Origin of the sequence: Aliivibrio kagoshimensis, from assembly GCF_050337105.1 — a bacterium.
GTDB classification, from domain to species: Bacteria; Pseudomonadota; Gammaproteobacteria; order Enterobacterales; family Vibrionaceae; genus Aliivibrio_A; species Aliivibrio_A kagoshimensis.
In genome coordinates this window covers 56,124-77,790 of sequence record NZ_JAKJSQ010000009.1, presented here as the reverse complement: position 1 = coordinate 77,790, position 21,667 = coordinate 56,124, and the positions used below count along the sequence as shown (strand labels likewise).

Genomic DNA, 21,667 nt, shown 5'->3' with positions numbered 1-21,667 from the left:
TGAGTGATAGTCTATTATAAAYGTATACATTTTTATGTGACATTGATCTTGCGCAGTGTACAATAGCGAAATAGACGGGAATCTTAACGTTTATCTGACACGTCTTTTGGCCAGTGTGGTTAGATTACGTGGTTCAAACTGCAAAGTACTAACAACAGGTGATGTATGAGAAAAATCATGCTAATCGCTCTATTCGTTCTCTTTTTTGCAGGAGCAACACAGGCTTCAAGCGTCGACTTATTGCAATCCCGTAATGGTATTGCCTATGAAGTTAACCAAACCAAGCCGTTTACAGGGACCTATGTAAAGAACTATCGTAGCGGTAAAAAAGCATTAGAAATAACGTATAAAGATGGTATCAAAAATGGTCTGATGACCAAGTGGTATCCAGATGGTCAAAAAGCGGCGGAAATCTATTTTTCTAACGATATACCTGATGGATTAAACACTGAGTGGCATGTTAATGGTTTGAAAAAATACGAAGCACATTTTAAGAAAGGTGCCAAAGAGGGCCGAGAAGTCGAGTGGGATGATAAGGGTGAAAAATCCTTTGATCTTTGCTTTAAAAATGGACAGCAAGTATCGGCCTAACCGAGTTACCCCGATAGTTACCGAATTGTAAAAGCCAGCGGATGAATTATTCTCGCTGGCTTTTTTAATCAAAACTTATAAGAGGCACCAAGATAAAAGCTGGATACATCAATGATCTCATCATTAGTGCTATTACCGACTTTCTCTTCGATGGCAAAAAAATCATTTTCATATGCCAATCTAAGGTTCATCCTTGGTAGGTAATCTAACGCGTATTCTATCCCAAATCCAACTTTTACACCGAGCGTGTCGATGTCGATGTCGTCGTTAGATATTGGGTTCGAGGCGACTAAGCTAAGCCCCAGTTTTGAGAATAGACGAAGGCGGTTTGGGAACGTGTAACCGAGGTTTGCGGCAACAGAGGAGGTCCATAATGCATGCTCAGCATCAGTGCCGTCGATCACAATAGAACCAAAGCGAGTGAAGTCGGTTTCTACTCCAACAATTTCATTGAATTGATAACCTCCATAAAACCTAACTGAACTGTCGTTGACCGTCCATTTTGCATCACCAGAGTTATAGATATTACTACTGCCTAATCCTGCGCCTAAATAGAAGCCTTCCACCTTAAATTCCTGCTTATCTTTAGCAAAAACAGGTAGAGAGATAAGGGCAGATAACAGCAGAGTGGCTACAAGGTTTTTCATTAGTATCATCCATTTACAGTAATTATGTAGATGAATTCTCTCTTATTCATGAAGGCTATGCAATTGAAGTTAAGATGAACGGGAGGAATAGTTTGATTATTTGAAGGAGAGCAAGTTTGTGGGAAAAACGAAGCCTTATACGAGATGATAAGCAGTAAAAGGCTTCACTATGTTCTATTTTTCTAACATATCAAGAGCAACGGCTTCAGCAATTTTAATCCCGTCGATACCTGCAGACAGAATGCCACCTGCATAACCGGCACCTTCACCTGCTGGATATAACCCTTTGATGTTAACACTTTGGTAATCTTTGCCACGTTTGATTTGAACAGGGGATGAAGTACGTGTCTCAACACCGGTTAACATTGCGTCTGGATTGGCAAAGCCACGGATTTTTTTACCAAAGGCAGGTATTGCTTCGCGAATCGCATCAATAGCGAAATCGGGCAAGCTGGTGCTCAAATCCGTCATTTTAATGTTGGGTTTATACGATGGCTCAACCTCACCAAATGGTTTTGCATCGCCATCAGCTAAGAAGTCACCCACACGTTGAGCAGGGGCATCGTAGGTGCTGCCACCTAAAATGTAGGCATTACGCTCCAATTTCCGTTGCAGTGCGATGCCTTGCAGGGGATCGTTGTTAAAGTCTTCTGGAGCTATTCCCACTACAATCGCACTGTTGGCGTTACGTTCACTACGTGAATATTGACTCATGCCGTTGGTGACAACCGCTTCTGTTTCAGAGGTTGCGGCGACAACTACGCCTCCTGGACACATACAGAAGCTGTATACCGAGCGGCCATTCTTACAGTGATGAACCAGTTTATAATCAGCGGCACCTAAGATAGGGTGCCCTGCATTTTTACCAAATCGCGCTTTATCTATGGTCTCTTGTTTATGTTCAATACGGAAACCGATGGAAAATGATTGTGCGTCCATGTGAACGCCTTTGTCATGCAGCATCTGAACGGTATCGCGAGCACTATGACCAATCGCAAGCGTGACGTGTTTAGAGTTGATCACTTCACCACCATTCAGCGTCACACCCGTCACTTGATTATCTTCAATATTGATCTCATCAACGCGAGTCTCAAAACGGATCTCACCACCTAGCTCAATGATCTTGCTTCGCATTTTCTCAACCATGGTCACTAGCTTATAAGTACCAATGTGAGGTTTGCTTAAATAGATGATCTCAGCAGGAGCACCAGCAGCGACAAATTCTTGCTTTACTTTCAGGCCAAGGAAATTGGGGTCCTTCACTTGGCTATACAGTTTACCATCAGAAAATGTGCCCGCACCGCCTTCGCCGAACTGTACGTTTGACTCGGTATTTAGTTCGCTGGTACGCCAGAAACGGAAGGTATCTTTGGCTCGTTCATGGACCGATTTCCCGCGTTCAAGGATAATTGGGTTGAAGCCCATTTGTGCCAAAATTAAACCAGTAAAAAGACCACATGGGCCCATACCGATAACAATGGGACGTTCAGTTAACTCTTCTGGAGCCGTAGCCACATATTTATATGAGGTATCGGGAGATTGGCGAACTTGGTGATCGTTTTCAAATTGGATAAGCAGAGCGGTTTCATCAACATCCGTTAATGTTATATCCAGCGTATAAATTAGCGTAATGACATCACGTTTACGGGCATCATATCCACGTTTAAACATGTGAATATCGGCAACTTGATCGGCGCTTACCCCCAGTTTCTCGATAACAAAATCATATAGGGCTGTTTCGCTATGATCTAACGGTAATTTAACTTCGTTGAGACGTATCATTGGGTTCACTTTACTGAAAGTTTTTAGGGATTGGTGCTTTATGCAGGGAGGATAAACGTCTGGTCAACTTTTAGCAAGTTGAGATGAGTAAACGCCTCTATGTGAGACGTTCAAGTTTGGGTTAGCGTGTTATTGAGCATTCTCGTCTAATAAAAATAGTCCCGTTGGGTTAATGGTTAAATACGCATGATCTGATAAATGAATACCAAATTGTGATGAGTTTAGCTGCAGAAGCAGATCTTGCCCGTGCCAGGTAACCGCAACTTCATACATAGACCCCATGTAAACCACGTTTCTTACATTACACTGCTGGCAAGGTTCCCCTTCATTAACTAACAATATTGCCTCTGGACGTACACCGACTTTATAATGGTTGATGTCTTTATTCTTGATTAAATCAGGATCTGCAGGAATCGAGTAACCGTTAATAATGATCGACTCCCCGTCGTACTGACCATTAAAAATATTCGCATCCCCCATGAAGTTTGCCATAAACATAGATGCAGGGGACTTATAGAGATCTTTGGGGGAGCCTTGCTGCATGATTTTCCCCTCATCCATAACGATCACGGTGTCTGATACGGCAAATGCTTCCGATTGATCGTGAGTAACGTAAAGTGACGTGATATTAAAACGTTGCTGTAAATCTCTAATGGTCTCTCGCATGCTACGACGTAAGTTAGCATCAAGGTTACTCAGAGGTTCATCAAACAAGAGTACTTTGGGTTTTAACACCAATGCTCGTGCAAGTGCGACACGTTGCTGCTGTCCCCCTGATATTTGGTCAACATAACGATCACCCATTCCTGATAAATCCACTAATTTGAGTGCGTCTTCTACCCGTTGCTTGATCTCGTTGGTAGACAGTTTTAGCATTTTTAGACCGTAACCCACATTGTCAAATAGTGACAGGTGAGGAAAGAGTGCATAAGACTGAAACACCATACAGATATCACGTTGCTGGATTGAAGTATTGGTAACATCTTCTCCATCAATAAATATTTGGCCGCTGGTGGGCTTTTCTAAACCCGCAACTAGGCGTAATACGGTGGTTTTCCCACACCCTGACGGGCCCAGAAGGGTAACTAAACTGCCTTTCTTGATTTCAAGGTCAAGGCTACCAATAACCGTATTATCACCAAAGGTTTTGTTGATGTTTTTGAGTACTACAAAGTTGTCGTTTTCCATAAAGATATCTCCAGTGGTTACTCTTGGTTGTTGGCTTTTGAACGAGAAACGCGGGCTTCCCCGACGAGAGCATCAAAAATCAAAATAATAGATAGCATGACAAAGATCAGAACAGAGCCATAGGCAATGGCAATGCCATATTCACCATCTTCAACGCGGTTTAAAATATATGATGTCGCGACACGAGTTTCAGGGGTAACTAAGAAAATAATCGCACTTACTGTGGTCATTGCGCGAACAAAGCTGTAGATCAAGGTCGATAGAATTGCAGGGCGTAGCAGTGGCATCAGAATATAAATGATGGTTTTAAATGAGTTGGCTCTTAGACTTAAAGAGGCTTCATCTAACGACTTATCTAACTGACCGAGCCCAGCAACCCCAGCACGGATCCCGACAGGTACATTTCGCATTACCATGGATATGATGACAATGGCGGCAGTACCCGTTAAGTAGATTGGAGCATCATTAAAAGCAAGGATATAAGAGACACCAGCAACGGTTCCCGGAACGGCGAAACAGAGCATAGTCGCGAATTCGATGACTTTTTTACCATGGAACTGCTGACGCACGACTATATAGGCAATCAGTAAACCAAATAGTGCGGTTAATGGTGCAGCAACACCCGCATATAACATCGTCGTCAATAGCGATGGCCAAGCACCGCCACTGAATCCCATACCAAACAAATGAATGTAGTTATCAAAGGTTAAGCTGTAATCCACACCCCAGTTCACGGTAAAGCTGCCAAAGACGATGCTGCCATATAGTAAGATATTAAAACCCATCCAGAAATAGAGCAGAGCCGATACACTATGCTTTAAGGAAGTAGGCAGAGGTTGAACATCACCACGGTAGGCCTTGCCCGAAATCGTGACGTAAGATCGTTTACCGATCCAAACATATTGCACAACAAAGATAGCCAGAGAGAACAGTAGCAATACCGCACCTAATGTACTGGCGGAGGCATAATCTAACTGTGCACCAGCGATATAGAAGTAGATCTGTGTAGCAAGGACGTCAAAGCTTCCCCCCAATACTAATGGGTTACTGAAATCAGCTAATGACTGTACGAAAATAATCAAAAATGAATTGGCTAATGCTGGTTTTAATAACGGCATAACAATTTGGAAAAAGGTTTGATAGCGATTAGCACGTAACGTATAAGATGCCTCCTCAAGGGAAGGGTGAAGAGATTTCATTGCACCGTCAATGATCATAAAAGACATCGGGGAGAAGGCCAGCACTTGTGCCATCCAGATCCCTGTAAATCCATATAGCCAATTGGTGTGCTGTAGGCCAAACCAATCAACCATTAACTCAGTCACATAACCTGAGCGGCCTAACATTAATGTGACACCTAGACCGACCACAAAAGGTGGGGTCACTATTGGTAATATTGAGAAGATTCGAGCAATAAAGGCAGACCGTTTAGCGATGCGAGTGGTATAAATGGCAAAAACCAAGCCAAAAAAGGTAGCGGCGATACCGACCGAAGTACCCAGCATGATTGAATTCATGATGATTTGAATGATGTGAGAGCGAGATAGTATCTCAACAAATTGCCATAAAACAAAGTTACCCGCATCATCTTGAAACATCGGGACAAAAATAGCGATACTTGGAAATAGGATAAAGGTAGAGATTAACCCGACAATCGCCACTAACGCACCAATTATGAAGACGTCGCCACCAAGGTATTCAAGTCGTGCAAACGCCAAGGTCATTATGCAACCTAGAGAAGCGAATAAAATTAAGACTGAATACCCTAGTCCCTGCTCGGTATACCAAGAGGTGACGAACGCAAATAACATACAAAAAGCAGAAAATCCGACATCAAATTTGTGCCGTTTGGTGGCGTACTTATTTTGTGCAATTGAAGGTCGAATCAACAGAATTAATGGCAAAGTAAACCATGCCCAAGCGATGTTCACGCCACTCCAACCCATAGCGTCTTTAAATTCTTGCGAAGTGGATTCGAATAGGCCGTAATCAAGAGAAAAAGAGGGGAGTAGGATAAACGCAGCAATTAACGCAATAACCAAATAAAAGATGGGGTCACGTTGTTCAGACGTTTGTCGTCTTTGCGGAGCAGATTCAGCGGCTAATTCATTCATTGTAGTTACCAAAATCGGAGTGACTATTGAGCAGCAGATTAGTACTGCTCAATATAAGGTTGTGGTTATTCGCCCATTTTCACGACGTTAACCCATTTGTTTATCAGACGTTTACGCTCGTCAGATGAACCGTATGTTTCCATGTCATAATTGATCAATTCCAACGTCTTTGGATCCAATGCGTTAGGCGATTGCTCCGAAGTGACATTGGTCAATATTTGGAATGAATTCCCTTCTTTCCATGCGGTTTCTTGTCCCTCTTTTGATAGTGCCCAATCAACGAACAGTTTGGCATTATCTTCATTACGGGCACCTTTAATAATACTGACTCCGCCAATTTCATAACCTGTGCCTTCACAAGGAGAGATAAGCTCAAGAGGCGCTCCTTTTGATTGCTCAAGTGAGTAATCGTGTAAGAAACCGATACCGATTGCTATTTCGCCACGAGCAGAGTTACGCGAAGGCGTTACACCAGATTTTGTGTATTGAGAGATATTTTTGTCTAACGACTTAAAGTAATTAAACGCTTTCTCTTCACCCCATAATTGAATAAAAGTGGCTAAGGCAGTGTAAGCAGTACCTGAGCTTTGAGGATCAGAAATTTGTACTTCTTCTTTGTATTCTGGTTTGGTCAAATCACTCCAGCAACGTGGGATCTCTAACCCTTTCTCAGCAAGGCGTTTGGTATTAACACCAAAACCGAGAATGCCCATATAGACGGCTGAAGAGTAGTTACCTTTACGCTTTGCAGGGTCTTTGAAGTTTGGCATTATGTGTTCAAGCTGAGGTGATTTATAGGCTTGTAATAGATCCATCTCACCTGCTTGAGATTGTGGGTCAAGCGTTCCGCCATACCAAACATCGGCACGAGGGTTTTTCTTTTCAGCTTCAATTTTAGCTAATGTACTTCCTGAACCGTTACGAATGAATGATGTTTTTACATCATATTTGTCAGAAAAGGCTTTGGTGCCAGCTTCACACATAGAATTTGTAGCACTGCAATAAACAACTAAGCGACCGTCTGCTATTACTTGCGGAGCAGCAAATGCTGAGCCGAGTATGCAGGCAGCTATTAGACTGCGTTGAGTTCTAGCTTTCATTATTATTTCCTCTGCTATTGTTATGAACTCAATGCCATTAATTAGAAATGGTAGGGCATTAGCATTGAGCTCTTATCGCTGTCCTGCGATAAGTCTGTGTCTAATTGCCCATGAGCAATTAGAAGATAACTATTCTTATGTGGTTCGCTGCTGTGCTTTTACAAAAGGTAAAATCAATAAGCCAATAGAGGCTGCAGAAAGAGTGACAACAGTGAAAAAACCGTTCCAACTAAATTGTTCAATAATTAACGAAATTGGGTAACTAGCCAGTGCTGCTCCTAAGTATCCAAATAAGCCAACAAACCCAGTTGCCGTTGCGGCAACGTCTTTGTGAGAGCACTCAGCTGCAGCCATTCCAATCATCATCTGTGGACCAAAAACAAAAAATCCGATAGAGAAAAAACAGGCTGCGATGATGACGATATTGCTCAGTGGGATCAGCCATAAAGAGGTCACTGAGATAAAAATACCGAGAGCAAATATAAGGTTCATCGGCGCGCGATTTCCTCTGAAAAAACGGTCTGATCCCCAACCGCCAAACAAAGAGCCAAGAAAACCACCCACTTCAAACATCGATACTGCAGCGTTGGCAGAAAACAGGTCAAAGCCATGTTGTTGTGTTAAATAGAGGTTTCCCCAGTCACCGACGGCAATACGAACCACATAAACTAATAAATAAGAGCTACACAACAACCAGATGTATTTATTACCAATAACATAGGTCGTTAATATCTGACGGAAAGATAACCCATACCCTTCTTGCTCTTGTTGTCGCTCTAATTCATCTTGTCTCCACTGACCTACAGTGGGTAGGCCCATGGTGGTTGGTTTGTCGCGCATTCTAAAACAGAGCACGACTCCAACGAGAATGGCAATAACACCAGGGAGAATGAAGCCATAACGCCAACCCCAAGTTAAGGCGGTGTAACCAATGATAAGTGGAACTAGCGCACTGGATAAATTGTGGCACGTATTCCAGATTGACCACCAGAATCCTCGTTCCGTTCGAGAGTACCAAGTCGTTAATAGTTTTGCGCATTGAGGCCAGCCCCAACCTTGAAAGAACGCATTTAATGTCCAAAGCGTGGCGAACATAACCAGCGAGGAGCTCAATCCAAATAAGATATTAATAATGCCAGTAGCAATTAAGCCTGCGCCCATGAAAAACCTGGATTGACTCTGGTCACTGACAATTCCAGATGCAAATTTTGAGATGCCATAAGTGACATAGAATAGAGTGCCTAATATGCCAATATCAGAATGCACTAGACCGAGATCACTCAACATGGCAGGCATGGCAAAATTTAGGCTTTTCCGCGTAAAATAGAAAACAGCATAACCAACATACATCGAAAGCATTAAGTGAATTCGCCAATGTCTGAACGTGGCATCAATCTGCTTCTTGTCTGTAATCTTTGTCGGTTGTTCTGATGTTAGAGAGCCCAGCATGCGGAAAACCTCCTTATTCCTGAATAGATAGTACGGAAAGGATTTGTTAAATGAATGAGAGGAAGTTGTAAGTGACTACGAAAAATTCCTAGTTTTGGCTTTTATTTGATTTTTTGTGAGTAAGCTAACAATTACTTGGGTTCCAGACTCTTTGCCGTTGTTGCCAATATCCAGTTCGCCGCCAAGGGCACTTACTCTTTCTTCGATTCCTTTTAAGCCTTGACCTTTAGTGCGCCAGTTATGGGGCAAACCACAGCCGTTATCGGTTAAAGTCAGTTGATAACCGCTCCCTTCTGTGAATCTTAAGGCTACTTTGGTTGCCTTAGAGTGTTTAGATACATTATTAAGCAGCTCTTGGGCAATGCGATACAGTGTGACAGAGGTAATATCGTCCAATTTATCGGCTATTGGGGCTATCTGAATTTGGCAATCGACCTGACGCTCATTAAACTTCATTTCACGAATCAGTTGTTTGAGTGCATTTTCCAGTCCCAACTCGTCAAGAATGTGTGGTCGTAATTGTGTGAGAAGGGCTCTGGTGGAGCTATGAATGCGTAACGAAAGAGTATTAATAGCAGTAGCAATATTTTTGGTGCTCTCTTCGTTGCTGGTACGAACCGCTAATTGGGCTTGAATTTGTATCGCGGTGATGTTTTGTCCTATCTCATCGTGTAGCTCTCGGGCGACAGATTTTCGAATGCTTTCTTCAACGTGAACGAGTTGGCGAGCTAATAGCTGTTTATTTTGCAATTCAGTGGCAAGTTCTTTATTAGCAAGTTGAAGCTTTTGTGCCAATAAATATTGTCGACTGATTGCAATACCCAAACCTAAGCCAACAAGAGCCTGTGTAGTCATAAAAATTTGTAACTCTTGATTGTTGGTAAATGATCCTGTGAATTGTCTAGCGGTAGTTAGTAAAATACTGTTCATTACCGCGGCAAGAACTCCTCCTTGCCAGCCATAGCGATAGGCCATGAATATATTTGGTAGCAAGATGATCAGTAATCCAAGTGGCTCCATTTGGTCCAACAATGTCAACTCGGCAATTAATCCAATGCTGAAAAAGATGATTACCCAAATAAATGCAGAAGGACGAAGCGTCACCTCGTTATGAACAAGTGTTGGGCTTAACGGCACCCAAACTTTTCGATTCAAATAGTCATACAATAGATAGAAAAATGGGGTTAGCAATACTCCGCCAGTAATCGCGGCAATAGTTGCTTTAAATGCATATTCCAAGGTGAGATCGAGAGGTTTTATGAGTAGGATTAGCATTAATCCAATCAATAAGCCATGAATCAATACCAGTGATACTAAAGCTAATAATTTCTTCCAGTAATCAGAGGTTTGATGCCAATACTGTGAAAAAAATATGGCTAAAAAATAAGAGACAAATGGACTGAGTATCAGGAGTAGATCTTGAGGTTGGTGGTCGAGCAGGTAGAGTAAACAGGATGATAACAACAACTCAGCGATTAAAAATAGCCGCCAAAGAGGACGAGGAGCAAGTACGAGCAGTGCAAGTTTTAACCCGGTGGGTAAGAAAAGGGCTGCAAGTAAGAGATCTTTAGATAAATAGCTACTGATACTCCAAAGACAAAACCAGCTGATGCAAAAAATAAAAAAACTGAATAAGTAGGAGAAGCCGTGTCCATTAAATCGCTCGATACTGTTCATTGTTAGGCATCAAGTAATTGATTCGAAATAGCAAATCGAATTAACTCTACATTATTAGATAGGTGTAACTTACTTAAAATATTCGCGCGGTGGACATGTATGGTTTTGTGGCTAATAAAGAGTTCAGCACCCACTTCTTTCACATCTTTTCCTTGTATCAGGTGGTTGAAAACCTCACGCTCACGCTTGGTTAACTCATCTAATACACTGGATTCAGCAGGTGGATTACTCAGGTTGAATAGTGCATCAGCGCACAAATAGCGGTGGCCATTGGCCACCGTTCGAATAGCGGTCACTAACTCTTCGGGACCACACCGTTTTGAAAGATAACCGCAAGCGCCTGCTTCTATTGCTTTACTGACAAATGACGCTGAGTCATGAATGCTGAGAATAATGGCTCGAAAAGAGGGCCGAATTGCGCGTAACTTCTCTAGAAGAATTAACCCACTTTCATCTGGCATAGAGATATCAATAACGGCGACATCAACGTCAGAGTTAGACAGGGTTAAAAATGCTTCTCTAGCATGACCAAATTCACCTCGGACGTGGATATCATTTTCGACGTTGAGCAGCTGAGCAAACCCAGAACGAACCATAGTATGGTCATCAACTAAAGCAACTGAAATCATCATTACGTCCTTGAAAGTAGGTTTTCATCGTCTCAGATGTCTCATTTCTATACAATTGATTGATAACGGGATGTGATGATAGTCTCGAAAACAATCTTAAAGGAAAATGAGCACTTCTCCATCGATTAACGAAGAACGGATGTAATCAGAGTCTACTGATAAATACCAATTTTACAGAAACTGTCTTAAACTGAAGTATTACAAGGTAAAAATGAATGTGAACGTAACAGACTGAGTTTTTTTAGATATATAATGTTTTGGACATTAATTTTGTTATTACATGATTAGCCTAGTAGGAAAATAGAGTTAATATACTGAACAATCGGTATCGCAGAGAAACTTTTGGTCATCAGATAAAATCACCATGGTTATGAATTATATCAGTGGGGTACAATATTGTTATTAAAAGCAATTAATGTCATATTAGTCAATAAGATTGATGTACATGCTTTACTTATGGATAGTTAATGAGAGTACTGACCGACCAAAAATTGATACGGCTGATCAAATTTGCACCTGCAATGTTAATTGGCATTTTTGCTGTTATCGTCGTTATTATGGTGATAAGCAGTAATCAGTTGAAAGCGAAAAAGCGGATATCAAACCTACGTACTGATTTTTATAGCAACCAACGAACGCTTATTCAAAACCAGATCGATCATGTTGTTCAGCAGATTGAGTATGAGAAATCCCGCACCAAAGAGATGCTTGAACAGACCATTTCAAACCGCATTTATGAAGCTCACCGCATAGCAACTCAAATCTATCAACAGAATAGTTATAATACCGAACAACAAAATACACGTTTAATCACCGATGCACTAAGAACTATCCGTTTTAACCAAGATCGGGGCTATTTCTTTATTTACAAAACCGCTGGGGAAAATATCATGCACCCGCTGCTTCCCCACCTTGAAGGGAAGTCGTTATGGAATTTTCAAGATAACCATGGTGCCTATATTGTGCGTGAAATGGGCGAAGTGGTAAAAGCACAAGGGGAAGCATTTTATCATTGGTGGTTTGTTAAACCTCAGGATAAACAGACTGAGTATGAAAAAATTGGCTTTGGTAAGTACTTTGAACCGTATGATTGGTTCATTGGTACAGGTGACTATTTGGTCGATGTTGAAGACGATATTAAAGCCAAACTGTTGCCATGGGCTGAGAGCATAGAATATCGTAAAGATGGTTTCATCTTCATCTATGACGAAAATGGTAACGTGTTGGCCGATGGTGAAACAGGCAAACATCGAGTGGCCAGCGCTCAAGATGAAGTGTATGCCTCTCAGTTAATAGAGGTGGCTAGAAAAGGGGGCGGATTCTTAGAATATAACGAGATACATGAAGAGCGCCGAGGAGAACATTCCCATGATTCGAATGGTGCGCATTTTGAACAGTTTAAACATTTAGCCTATGTGAAAGGGATTCCTGAATGGGGTTGGACTGTAGGTACTGCCGTTCATATGGAGTTAATTGACTCATATTTACAAGAAAGTGAAAAAGAGTTAGAACAAGAGAACTTGAATGAGCTTAATAAAATCTTGGTTTTAACCTTGGTTTTAACCATCACACTGGCCATCTTTTCTTTCTTTTTGAGTAAAAGCCTCTCTAATCGATTTAAAAAATTTCAACATCGAATCTCCTCAGATTTCGAAGAGTTAGAGTTAGCTAAAAATAAAATGCAATATATGGCGCAACACGACGCCTTAACTCGTTTACCGAACCGGGTTATGTTGATAGACCGTATTGCGCAAGGTATTAAACAGTCAAAAGCGAGTAATGAGATGCTGGCGGTGATGTTTATTGACCTGGATGATTTCAAAAAAGTAAATGATCTTTATGGCCACACCGTTGGGGATGATCTGCTACTTACTATCAGTGAGGCATTTCAAAAAATAGCCAAACCACAAGATACCATTGCTAGATTTGGAGGCGATGAGTTCATTTTCTGTTTCCCTATGCTTGGCAATCAACAACATGCGTATGAAAAAGTGCAGCAAATAAGAGCGGTGTTTAGCGATAGCTTTAACATTGACGGAAAAGTAATTTTTTCCAGTTGCAGCATTGGTGTTGCGATGTACCCTAGTGATAGTGATACGCCTGAAGAGTTGATCAGTAAAGCTGATATTGTGCTCTATAAATCAAAAGCACGGCACAAAGGGGATGTACTGTTTTTTGATAAGCAGATTGATGCCAAAGTGCAATATGACCTTCTACTTGAACAGGAACTGAGGTTGGCGTTACAGCGGAATGAGATCCAAGTTCATTATCAACCTCAAATTGATGCTGAGACCGGTACTCTCTATGGTGTTGAAGCGTTGGCAAGATGGCAAAATGTGAGTTTAGGCATTGTTTCTCCTTTTGAGTTTATTGCGGTGGCAGAATCAAATGGGTTAATTGATGAGATTGGTCAGTTTATTATCCAAAAAGCTTGCCAAGACGTTATCGATTGGATGCCTAACGAAACCTCTACCATCAAACTGTCCATCAATATCTCGCCAAAGCAGCTGATGAAGGGAAATTTTATTGAGATGTTTACAGAGTGTGTTGCTAATTGCGATATTGAACCGTCACGAGTAACGGTTGAAATCACTGAAAATGTACTTATTAACGATGAAATTAAAGTCTCTCCGGTATTGCAAACTCTGCGTGATCTTGGTTTTAGTGTCTCATTAGATGATTTTGGTACGGGCTACTCGTCGCTCAGTTATCTGAACAATTTACCGATTAATGAGATTAAAATTGATCGCTCTTTTATTGATAAATTATTGGTCAGCCCACAGAGTGACTCTCTGGTAAAAGCGATCATTGCTATTGCCGAATCTTGTGAAATGAAAGTGGTGGCTGAAGGCGTAGAAACGAAAGAGCAATACCAACAGCTATTGACGTATCACTGCGATGTCGTACAGGGTTACTATTTTGATAGGCCAATGCCGCTAGAGGAATTAAAAACCAGATATAGTAACTAGCCTCTATACTACGAAGGGTTTAGCTTGGGGTATTTTCTTTTATACCTTGGCAACATGGATGCATTGCCAAGTAACCCTCCTTGGTGAATATAAATCAGTGTAGTGTGTGGGTTCTGTGGCAGCCATGTAGATAAACATTGCCACATTAGTGGGTCATACAGCAGGTCAAATTCAATGCCGGTTTGTGCTTTTAGCGCCAACCAAGTGTCATAATCCCTTTGGTATAACTTGCCAAAATGGTGCTTATTCTCGCTACTGAGTATCGTTGGTCTCTTAGACTCCCTCAGTTCATCAAACTGCGTATTCAAGTACTCCTCGCCACCCACACAGGCGCAGGTTAACACGTTAATCCCAGCAAGAGATAAGTGCTTATGCAGATAGAGTGCTGTGGTGCCTGTCCCTGAAGGGAGTGCTACCGTGAGATCTCCTATCTTCTGCTGATCTGCCCAACGAGTTATCTCATTGGCTAAACCAGAAACGCCATATTCGGCGATAGGGCTTCGGCCTCCTTCAGGCACAAAAAGTACATCATCTCGGTTGGCAATGGTCTCATTGATATAATCAAATGGATGACGGCTTTCACGATCACGACATTGACTTAAATCGACAATTGTTGCCCCTAATTCTAATGCCGCTTGGTAGTTGCCAATGGGGTTATTGATCAGCCATGAAGGAATATGATCCACGTAAAATTGTAAGGACCACCTCTTTAACTGAGCAAGTGCTGCCAGTGAGTAGAGCGAATTAGCTTGTGGCGAACCGTAGCCCACTAGGGTGGTGATTTCTGGGTAGTCATTATCTAATAAAGCCATGAATTTCCGCGCTTTATTACCTGAAAAATGTGGGTGTAATTGGTCGTCACGTTTCAAATAGAAGTGTCTGTTATTGATGTGGTGAGAGGTGATTGGACTGTCTGCAATTTTCATGGGAGTGGTTATCTGCCGTGTTGGGTAGTCAGTATAACCTAACGAGTGAAAACCGAACAAGCGGAAGATAGTTGGGCAGAGCGTGTGCTCTGCCCATTGAAGGTTAAGGCTCCTCTGAGACGGGTTTGACTAGGTAGTGTTCTGATCGTAAACCAAACAGTTCAGGAAGAGCAGTACCGACCGACACGGAGGAGAAAGTACCGGTCACGATTCCGATAAACATCGCAGTAGCAAATCCCGCCAGCGGCCCGCCACCCAATAACCACAGTGCCCCTACTGTCATAAGGGTGGTGCCTGAGGTGATCATGGTGCGAGAGAAGGTGGAGACGATCGCTTGGTTATTCACCTCCTGTATTGATAGCGATGGTTTGCTGATCAAGTACTCTCTAATTCTGTCTGAGATAATAATCGAATCGTTGAGAGAGTAACCCATGATGGCCAATACTGCGGCCAATACGGTGAGGTTAAACTCCATCTGAGTCAGGGCAAAAAAGCCCAAGATAAAGATAACATCGTGGGTTAAGGCAAAGAGTGAACCTAAGGCTAATCGCCACTCAAAGCGGAAACTGAGATAGAGCATGATAGAGATCATCGATACCATCAGTGCCATTCCACCTTGCTCTGCAAGTTCTTGCCCAACTTGCGGACCAACGATACTGGTATTGAGCACCTCAATATGGCTATCAAGTGGCGCCAATAATTGATGGATTGGAGCCAATTCGCTGCCGTCTTGAGGAGCAGCATATCGAAGTACCCAACGCCCTGATTCACCTGTTGAAATAACGGTAACGTCCGCATGTAGCCCCTCTTTTAACAGCGGTTCAATCTCACTGCTGGTAATACGGCTATCCAACTGTACTTCACTTACAACGCCACCCGTGAAGTCCAAACCAAGGTTCAACCCTTTATTGGCGATCATAAACAGCGAGAACAGCATTAAAAATACCGAAACAACACTGCTGAAATGTCGCCATTGTGTTGCGTTTTTCATAGAAAATATCATTTGGTTATACCTTTACGTTATGACGTGAGTCACGTCCCCAGAACAGGTTGATCAATGCTCGAGAGGCAAATACCCCAGTAAACATACTCGTGAGTAATCCTAATCCGAGGGTTAGTGCAAATCCTTGAATAGGACCATTACCGATAGAGTAGAGGACAATAGCGGTGATCATTGTGGTCACATTGGCATCCAATATGGTAGAGAAAGCGCTACTAAAGCCGCGATCGATTGCTTGCGCAAAGCTGCGTCCCTCTTTTAACTTATCTTTTATCCGTTCGAAAATAAGCACATTGGTATCTACAGCCATACCGACGGTTAACACTAATCCTGCAATGCCGGGAAGCGTAAGGACACCACCTGGAATCAAGGCCAATAATCCAAATAGAATAACCATATTGGCAACCAGAGCGATGTTAGCGATCCAACCTAAACGGCGGTACCATAACGCCATAAAGATCAGTGTCATGCCTAACCCTAAACTGAGTGCTGCAAAGCCATTTTCAATATTTTCGGCTCCGAGGGTTGGTCCGATAGTTCTCTCTTCTACAATGGTCACCGGTGCGGTTAATGAACCAGCACGTAACAATAGCGCTAACTCTTGGGCTTGCTGTAGTGAGTCAGATCCTGTGATCCTAAAGCGGCTTCCCAGTTGAGATTGAATGGTGGCTACACTGATGATTTCATTACTTTGAGTGGTTTTTCCTTCGCTATCTCGCCCATATTCGCTGTAAGCTGTCGCCATCGGTTTACCAATGTTTGAGCGAGAAAAGTGAGACATGGTTTTACCGCCAACACTGTCTAAAGTGATGTTCACTTCTGCCATGCCCATCTTATCTAAACTGCCACGCGCATCGACAATGTGGTCACCGGTTAAAATAGGTTGTTTGGTGACATGAACGGGTTGCCCATCTCTGTCTAGTAGTACTTTACTGTTGATTGAGGCATCAGTTTTGACGGGATAAAACGCTAAACTGGCCGTTGCACCAATGACACTTTTGGCCGCAGCTGGATCTTGAACCCCAGGCAGTTCGATTCGAATCCGGTTTTCACCTTGGCGCTGTACGAGTGCTTCGGTGATCCCCAACTCTTCAATGCGGCTACGCATGGTTTGCAAGTTCTGCTGCACCGTTAAGTTGCGAATTAAGGTTTTCTCTTGCTCCTTTAACGTGATATCAATAGAAGTGTCGCTCAGTGTATTTATTTGCCACTGAGGGTAATCAGTCTGGATGTAATGGCTAATAGATTGCTTCGCTTGAGGGTTAGAAAATGAGATTCGAACCGTATCATTCAGTGGCGTAGTGACACGAACACCGCGGATTTTTTCATCTCTCATCTGCTGTTGCAGTTGGTCTTTAAGTTGGCCTGTTTGTAGTTTGAACGCTTGGTCAACATCAACGTCGAGCAAAAACTGAACACCGCCTCGTAAATCCAGCCCAAGTTTTATTGGCTCAAATCCCATATTAAGTAACCACTTCGGTGCAGCTGGTTCAAGGGCTAAGGTGAGTGTAGCTGAATGATTGCTATCGTTGAGCATCTCTAACAAGGCGACACGAGTTGCACTTTGTTGTTGTTGATCGTTGATTACTACCGTGGTTTTGTTCGGTTGTTGAACAATGCGTTTTACGGCAATGTCTTTTTGCTCCAACTGCTGTTTAATTTGGGTCAAAGAAGGGAGTTGGTTATCGGTGTGGCCTATTTGTACAGCCGCATCTTCCCCATACCAAGTGGGAATTGCGCTGAAAAACATGATCACTAAAGTGACGACCAGAACAATGTACTGCCAAGCCGAGTAACGGTTAAGTAACCGCTTAGAGCTATTTTTTTTCATAATTTAATCACCTACACCACCATAGAGTGGTGCATTAAAACGTTGATAGCTTACTCATACCCATAGCTTACGTTATAGATAGAGTTGAATGGTTTAATGGATAGTGGGATTAAACGAGATGGATGAAATGAGTATGTTGGGTATAGAGAAGGTTACTCTCTTTCCAGCCAGAGAGCCGAGAAGCAGAGTGGGCACTATGTAGCATCCAACTAAGAGTCGGCGTAAAAGGTTCGACATACCCCTTGGTTAATGTCGGCGCAAGCGGCGCAGGAATCTCAATCACGACTTGGTAGTCTGGTTTGCTCTGTTGATTATTATCTCGAGCAGAGTGGCTGTATCGAATCGAGTATTCAACACCAAGGTTGATATGGTGTGACTTTACTGGAGTTTGTCTATCGTCAGAATAACGGTGGCAAGTGTTTTCAGGTTGAGCTGTTGTTGTTTGCTCAACCTGGCATGAGGCTATTTCACTTTCTGTTGGTTGTGATTCTGCGTGAGCAAAAGACGTTGCCCCTAAACAGATGACCAAGAGTAGAATGCGAAATAGTGTATTCAAAACATCCCCGTTACATTAATTTGTGATATTGCACAGGTTATTCTAACTCACTTTTTTGATTTAGAGAAACGGTCTTATCGTTTTTCGATTTGACTTTTAGGTTCAGCATCTCGACGGCAATGGAGAAACCCATCGCAAAATAGATGTAACCTTTTGGGATATGTAGACCAAAGCCTTCACCCAACAAGGTAAATCCAATGAGCGTTAAGAATGTTAGTGCTAACATCTTCACCGTTGGGTGTTTTTCAACAAACTCACCGACGGATTTCGCCGCAAACATCATGACACCGACGGCAATAACAATGGCCAATACCATGACTTCAATGTCATCCGCCATACCCACTGCAGTAATTACTGAGTCGAGTGAAAAGACCAAATCCAAAATAGCAATTTGAATCAATACAGAGAAGAAACTGCTGGCTTTAGATTTCGGAATATCATCATGATGTCCCTCTAAACAGCCATGAATCTCAGTGGTACTTTTGTAGATAAGAAACAACCCACCCACCAACAAAATAATATCACGACCCGATACACCATGATCATACAGCGTAATAAAGGGTGCGGTGAGCTTCATCACCCATGCAAGAGAGAGCAGTAGTAATATTCGAGTGATCATCGCAAGCGCGAGACCAATAACTCGACCTTTGTCTCGTTGGTGTTCAGGCAGACGGGAAACAAGTATCGAGATAAAAATAATGTTGTCGATACCTAGTACAATTTCAAGCGTGGTTAGAGTAACTAAGGCAATCCAAGCGTTGGGATCTGCTAGCCATTCCATATCGGTGTGTCCTAAGGGTTAAAAAACGATAATTTATAGTGTTATTTTTCTAAAGCTAGCTTTTTTTTTACTTTATAGATAATTATTTGTGAACTGTGTCACTTTGTAGATTTGCATTTTGCTTATTGACTCTGCTGTTTATTCGCAAAATGCAGTTTATTGATAAGTGTTACGAAAATAATGGTCATAAGTTATTGATAGTTTGTTGGAAAAATTGGTTCGATTGATGCAATAGACAGGATACCCCCTTTGAACAGAAGGTATATCGAATGAATTCAAAGTTTATGACGACTTTAATACTGCTCAGTGGAGTGTGGCTCTCTTTAAACGCCTCATCTGTGAAAGCAACGGCGTTTGAACAGTGTCCGACCGAGGCATTTCTGATTCAAAAGCCAGCCACGACTCCTTTAGCGTTTGGGATTGATCTTTCAACAGGCAGTTATTCAATGCTTTCCAATAACATGGGAACCAGTAACGTAAATGGGGCGGGATTTAGTTTCCATGATAGCTACATATACGGATGGGATTACAGTGCAAAAACGTTAGCGCAGATAGGCAGTGACTATCAGACATTGCCACTGAATGTGAACGGTTTAATTGGCAAACCTTTTTATGTCGGTGATGTGTCATTAATAGAGAATGCCTGGTACGGCTATCGCCCTGGTTATGGACTTTATCGAATTGATCTTGATGACCCACTGGGCAACTTAACCATGGTTAAAGTCGCTAGTAGCGGTGAGATGGGTAACCCGAAACTAACGGATATGGCTTTCCACCCTAGTGATAACTACCTATATGCCGTCGATAACGATGGGTATTTGTGGAAAATTGATTCCGCCAATGGGATGACTGAGCAGCTGAACCAAGTGCTGAGTGAAAGCGAATTGGGGTTTAATTTTACCTTTGGTGCACAATATTTTGATGTTAGTGGGCACCTGTATATCAGTAATAATGGTAATGGTTACCTCTATCGGATCACTTTAGATGGAGCGGCATCAGTGGCACAATTTTTCTCTTATGGTCCCTCAAGTAACTCGAATGATGGCGCGCGTTGTGCTTTAGCGGCGATTGAAGTCAGTGATGATGTGGATTTTGGCGATGCACCAGACAGTTATGGCACCAGCATAGAGTCTTCAGGAGCTCGTCATGGGATCACCACTCTTTATTTAGGCTCGCACGTTGACCCTGAATCTACCAGTTATACCTACCCACTTTCGGATGATACTAGTGATGCAAGTAATGATGACGACGGCGTTAATTTCGCGACCGGATTGGAGGTGGGAGAGAGCGCCATTTTAAGCATTGAAGTCACCGGTTCAGGAGGGTATCTCAATGGATGGATTGACTGGGATCTAGACGGTGAGTTTGATAATGATGAACAAGTGATTACCGCATCTCAGGTCGCTAATGGCTACAGCACTTATTACATTACGGTACCTGCTTGGGCGACGGCGGGTGACAGTTGGTCGAGATTCAGAATCAGTAGCGTGCAAAACTTGGGGCCTACTGGCGGGGTGAGTGATGGTGAGGTGGAGGATTATCCGGTAACAATTACCGAATTAAATGTATCTCCGCGCTTCTATCCGTCGGCTTCTGAGTACACCACTTTTGCTTATGAAGATCTCTACCCTGAACTGGGTGACTTTGATATGAATGATGTTTTGATGAATGTGAAGTATACGGAATACGTTAAAGATGAAGAGGTCATCCGTCTTAAAATTGAAGGAAAGTTAGCGGCATTAGGAGCCAGTTACCATAATGGATTTGCGATTCGTTTACCGGGTATTTCAGCGTCAATGGTGAAAGGGGATTCAGTGATGTTAATCATTGATAATGTAGTACAGAATATTGCAGTTCTCGAAGCGAACCAATCTGATGCGGTGCTGATTATCAGTTCGGATCTGTGGCAGATGGTGCAAGCGGGTGAAGGGGAGTGTCAATATTTTCGTACTGAGGCGGATTGTGGTACCTCAAGTCGACCCGCTTGGAGTTTGATTGTGCCCTTTAGTAGCGCCATCCCATTAGCTATGATGCCTGCAATGCCGTATGACCCATTCATCTTTGCGGCGCCCGGTTCTTATCACGGTGATGCCACACAATCACTACTTGGAATTCATCCTGGAAGAAAACATGAAATCCACCTAAAGAACCGTGCTCATACCGATACCTTTGATACCCAACTGTTTGGCAGCTTTGATGATGATTCTGTTATTGGGTCAGAGCACTGTTTTCAAAACAGTAATGGATTGCCATGGGCGTTAGAGATCCCAACGGATTGGAAGCACCCCAAAGAGCGAGTCACTATCTTAGAAGCGTATCCTCAATTTGCAGGTTTTGCCCAAGACAGCAGTGGTGCAACCAATCCTAACTGGTATTTAAGCAGTAATGCTATCAGTGACAACCTATACAATGATTAGGAGAATGACG

Annotated in this window: 16 protein-coding genes; 3 read left to right on the top strand and 13 right to left on the bottom strand. The window is 42.6% G+C overall.

What is annotated here, in order from left to right; genetic code table 11:
- The first annotated feature begins 165 nt into the window (after positions 1-165).
- Positions 166-591: a toxin-antitoxin system YwqK family antitoxin gene (locus tag L4C32_RS05290; RefSeq protein WP_428195813.1), complete on the top strand. Its 426-nt coding sequence runs from the start codon at positions 166-168 to the stop codon at positions 589-591.
- A gap of 68 nt (positions 592-659) precedes the next feature.
- On the opposite strand, the gene L4C32_RS05285 is transcribed toward L4C32_RS05290, so the two are convergent.
- From L4C32_RS05285 to L4C32_RS05250, 8 genes are all read right to left on the bottom strand, one after another.
- Positions 660-1,238, bottom strand: a complete 579-nt coding sequence (locus L4C32_RS05285) for a porin family protein (RefSeq protein ID WP_428195812.1) — start codon at positions 1,236-1,238, stop codon at positions 660-662.
- 174 nt (positions 1,239-1,412) lie between these two features.
- Complete coding sequence (locus tag L4C32_RS05280) at positions 1,413-3,020, bottom strand: NAD(P)/FAD-dependent oxidoreductase (RefSeq protein ID WP_428195811.1); 1,608 nt, start codon at positions 3,018-3,020, stop codon at positions 1,413-1,415.
- Positions 3,021-3,149: 129 nt separating this feature from the next.
- Positions 3,150-4,208, bottom strand: a complete 1,059-nt coding sequence (gene fbpC / locus L4C32_RS05275) for a ferric ABC transporter ATP-binding protein (RefSeq protein ID WP_428195810.1) — start codon at positions 4,206-4,208, stop codon at positions 3,150-3,152.
- Positions 4,209-4,225: 17 nt separating this feature from the next.
- Complete coding sequence (locus tag L4C32_RS05270) at positions 4,226-6,322, bottom strand: ABC transporter permease (protein ID WP_428195809.1); 2,097 nt, start codon at positions 6,320-6,322, stop codon at positions 4,226-4,228.
- 65 nt (positions 6,323-6,387) lie between these two features.
- On the bottom strand, positions 6,388-7,422 hold the full coding sequence (locus L4C32_RS05265) for an ABC transporter substrate-binding protein (RefSeq protein ID WP_428195808.1): 1,035 nt from the start codon (positions 7,420-7,422) through the stop codon (positions 6,388-6,390).
- 135 nt (positions 7,423-7,557) lie between these two features.
- A complete protein-coding gene (locus tag L4C32_RS05260; RefSeq protein WP_428195807.1) occupies positions 7,558-8,871 on the bottom strand; it encodes an MFS transporter in 1,314 nt (437 codons plus the stop codon).
- 75 nt (positions 8,872-8,946) lie between these two features.
- A complete protein-coding gene (uhpB, locus tag L4C32_RS05255; RefSeq protein ID WP_428195806.1) occupies positions 8,947-10,548 on the bottom strand; it encodes a signal transduction histidine-protein kinase/phosphatase UhpB in 1,602 nt (533 codons plus the stop codon).
- Between the two features lie 2 nt (positions 10,549-10,550).
- Complete coding sequence (locus tag L4C32_RS05250) at positions 10,551-11,177, bottom strand: response regulator (RefSeq protein ID WP_428195820.1); 627 nt, start codon at positions 11,175-11,177, stop codon at positions 10,551-10,553.
- A gap of 467 nt (positions 11,178-11,644) precedes the next feature.
- Here L4C32_RS05250 and L4C32_RS05245 point away from each other — a divergent pair, with 467 nt between their 5' ends.
- Positions 11,645-14,146 carry a bifunctional diguanylate cyclase/phosphodiesterase gene (locus L4C32_RS05245; protein ID WP_428195805.1) on the top strand — a complete coding sequence of 834 codons (2,502 nt, stop codon included), beginning with the start codon at positions 11,645-11,647 and terminating at the stop codon, positions 14,144-14,146.
- 8 nt (positions 14,147-14,154) lie between these two features.
- On the opposite strand, the gene L4C32_RS05240 is transcribed toward L4C32_RS05245, so the two are convergent.
- The 5 genes from L4C32_RS05240 to L4C32_RS05220 form a co-directional block, all read right to left on the bottom strand.
- Positions 14,155-15,072, bottom strand: coding sequence for a 1-aminocyclopropane-1-carboxylate deaminase/D-cysteine desulfhydrase (locus L4C32_RS05240; protein WP_428195804.1), 918 nt, complete (start codon positions 15,070-15,072; stop codon positions 14,155-14,157).
- Between the two features lie 103 nt (positions 15,073-15,175).
- Entirely contained in the window at positions 15,176-16,075 is a 900-nt protein-coding gene (secF, locus tag L4C32_RS05235; RefSeq protein ID WP_428195803.1) for a protein translocase subunit SecF, read from the bottom strand.
- A 4-nt stretch (positions 16,076-16,079) separates the two neighbouring features.
- Positions 16,080-17,903, bottom strand: coding sequence for a protein translocase subunit SecD (gene secD, locus L4C32_RS05230; RefSeq protein ID WP_428195802.1), 1,824 nt, complete (start codon positions 17,901-17,903; stop codon positions 16,080-16,082).
- Positions 17,904-18,012: 109 nt separating this feature from the next.
- Positions 18,013-18,459, bottom strand: coding sequence for a hypothetical protein (locus L4C32_RS05225; RefSeq protein ID WP_428195801.1), 447 nt, complete (start codon positions 18,457-18,459; stop codon positions 18,013-18,015).
- A gap of 37 nt (positions 18,460-18,496) precedes the next feature.
- Positions 18,497-19,240, bottom strand: a complete 744-nt coding sequence (locus tag L4C32_RS05220; protein WP_428195800.1) for a TerC family protein — start codon at positions 19,238-19,240, stop codon at positions 18,497-18,499.
- Between the two features lie 269 nt (positions 19,241-19,509).
- Between L4C32_RS05220 and L4C32_RS05215 the strand changes: the two genes are divergently transcribed.
- On the top strand, positions 19,510-21,657 hold the full coding sequence (locus L4C32_RS05215; RefSeq protein ID WP_428195799.1) for an LruC domain-containing protein: 2,148 nt from the start codon (positions 19,510-19,512) through the stop codon (positions 21,655-21,657).
- The last annotated feature ends 10 nt before the right edge of the window (positions 21,658-21,667 follow it).

Coding starts and splice junctions, on each gene's coding strand:
- L4C32_RS05290 (WP_428195813.1), top strand. CDS start 166: ATGAGAAAAATCATGCTAATCGCTCTATTCGTTCTCTTTTTTGCAGGA.
- L4C32_RS05285 (WP_428195812.1), bottom strand. CDS start 1,238: ATGAAAAACCTTGTAGCCACTCTGCTGTTATCTGCCCTTATCTCTCTA.
- L4C32_RS05280 (WP_428195811.1), bottom strand. CDS start 3,020: ATGATACGTCTCAACGAAGTTAAATTACCGTTAGATCATAGCGAAACA.
- fbpC (WP_428195810.1), bottom strand. CDS start 4,208: ATGGAAAACGACAACTTTGTAGTACTCAAAAACATCAACAAAACCTTT.
- L4C32_RS05270 (WP_428195809.1), bottom strand. CDS start 6,322: ATGAATGAATTAGCCGCTGAATCTGCTCCGCAAAGACGACAAACGTCT.
- L4C32_RS05265 (WP_428195808.1), bottom strand. CDS start 7,422: ATGAAAGCTAGAACTCAACGCAGTCTAATAGCTGCCTGCATACTCGGC.
- L4C32_RS05260 (WP_428195807.1), bottom strand. CDS start 8,871: ATGCTGGGCTCTCTAACATCAGAACAACCGACAAAGATTACAGACAAG.
- uhpB (WP_428195806.1), bottom strand. CDS start 10,548: ATGAACAGTATCGAGCGATTTAATGGACACGGCTTCTCCTACTTATTC.
- L4C32_RS05250 (WP_428195820.1), bottom strand. CDS start 11,177: ATGATTTCAGTTGCTTTAGTTGATGACCATACTATGGTTCGTTCTGGG.
- L4C32_RS05245 (WP_428195805.1), top strand. CDS start 11,645: ATGAGAGTACTGACCGACCAAAAATTGATACGGCTGATCAAATTTGCA.
- L4C32_RS05240 (WP_428195804.1), bottom strand. CDS start 15,072: ATGAAAATTGCAGACAGTCCAATCACCTCTCACCACATCAATAACAGA.
- secF (WP_428195803.1), bottom strand. CDS start 16,075: ATGATATTTTCTATGAAAAACGCAACACAATGGCGACATTTCAGCAGT.
- secD (WP_428195802.1), bottom strand. CDS start 17,903: ATGAAAAAAAATAGCTCTAAGCGGTTACTTAACCGTTACTCGGCTTGG.
- L4C32_RS05220 (WP_428195800.1), bottom strand. CDS start 19,240: ATGGAATGGCTAGCAGATCCCAACGCTTGGATTGCCTTAGTTACTCTA.
- L4C32_RS05215 (WP_428195799.1), top strand. CDS start 19,510: ATGAATTCAAAGTTTATGACGACTTTAATACTGCTCAGTGGAGTGTGG.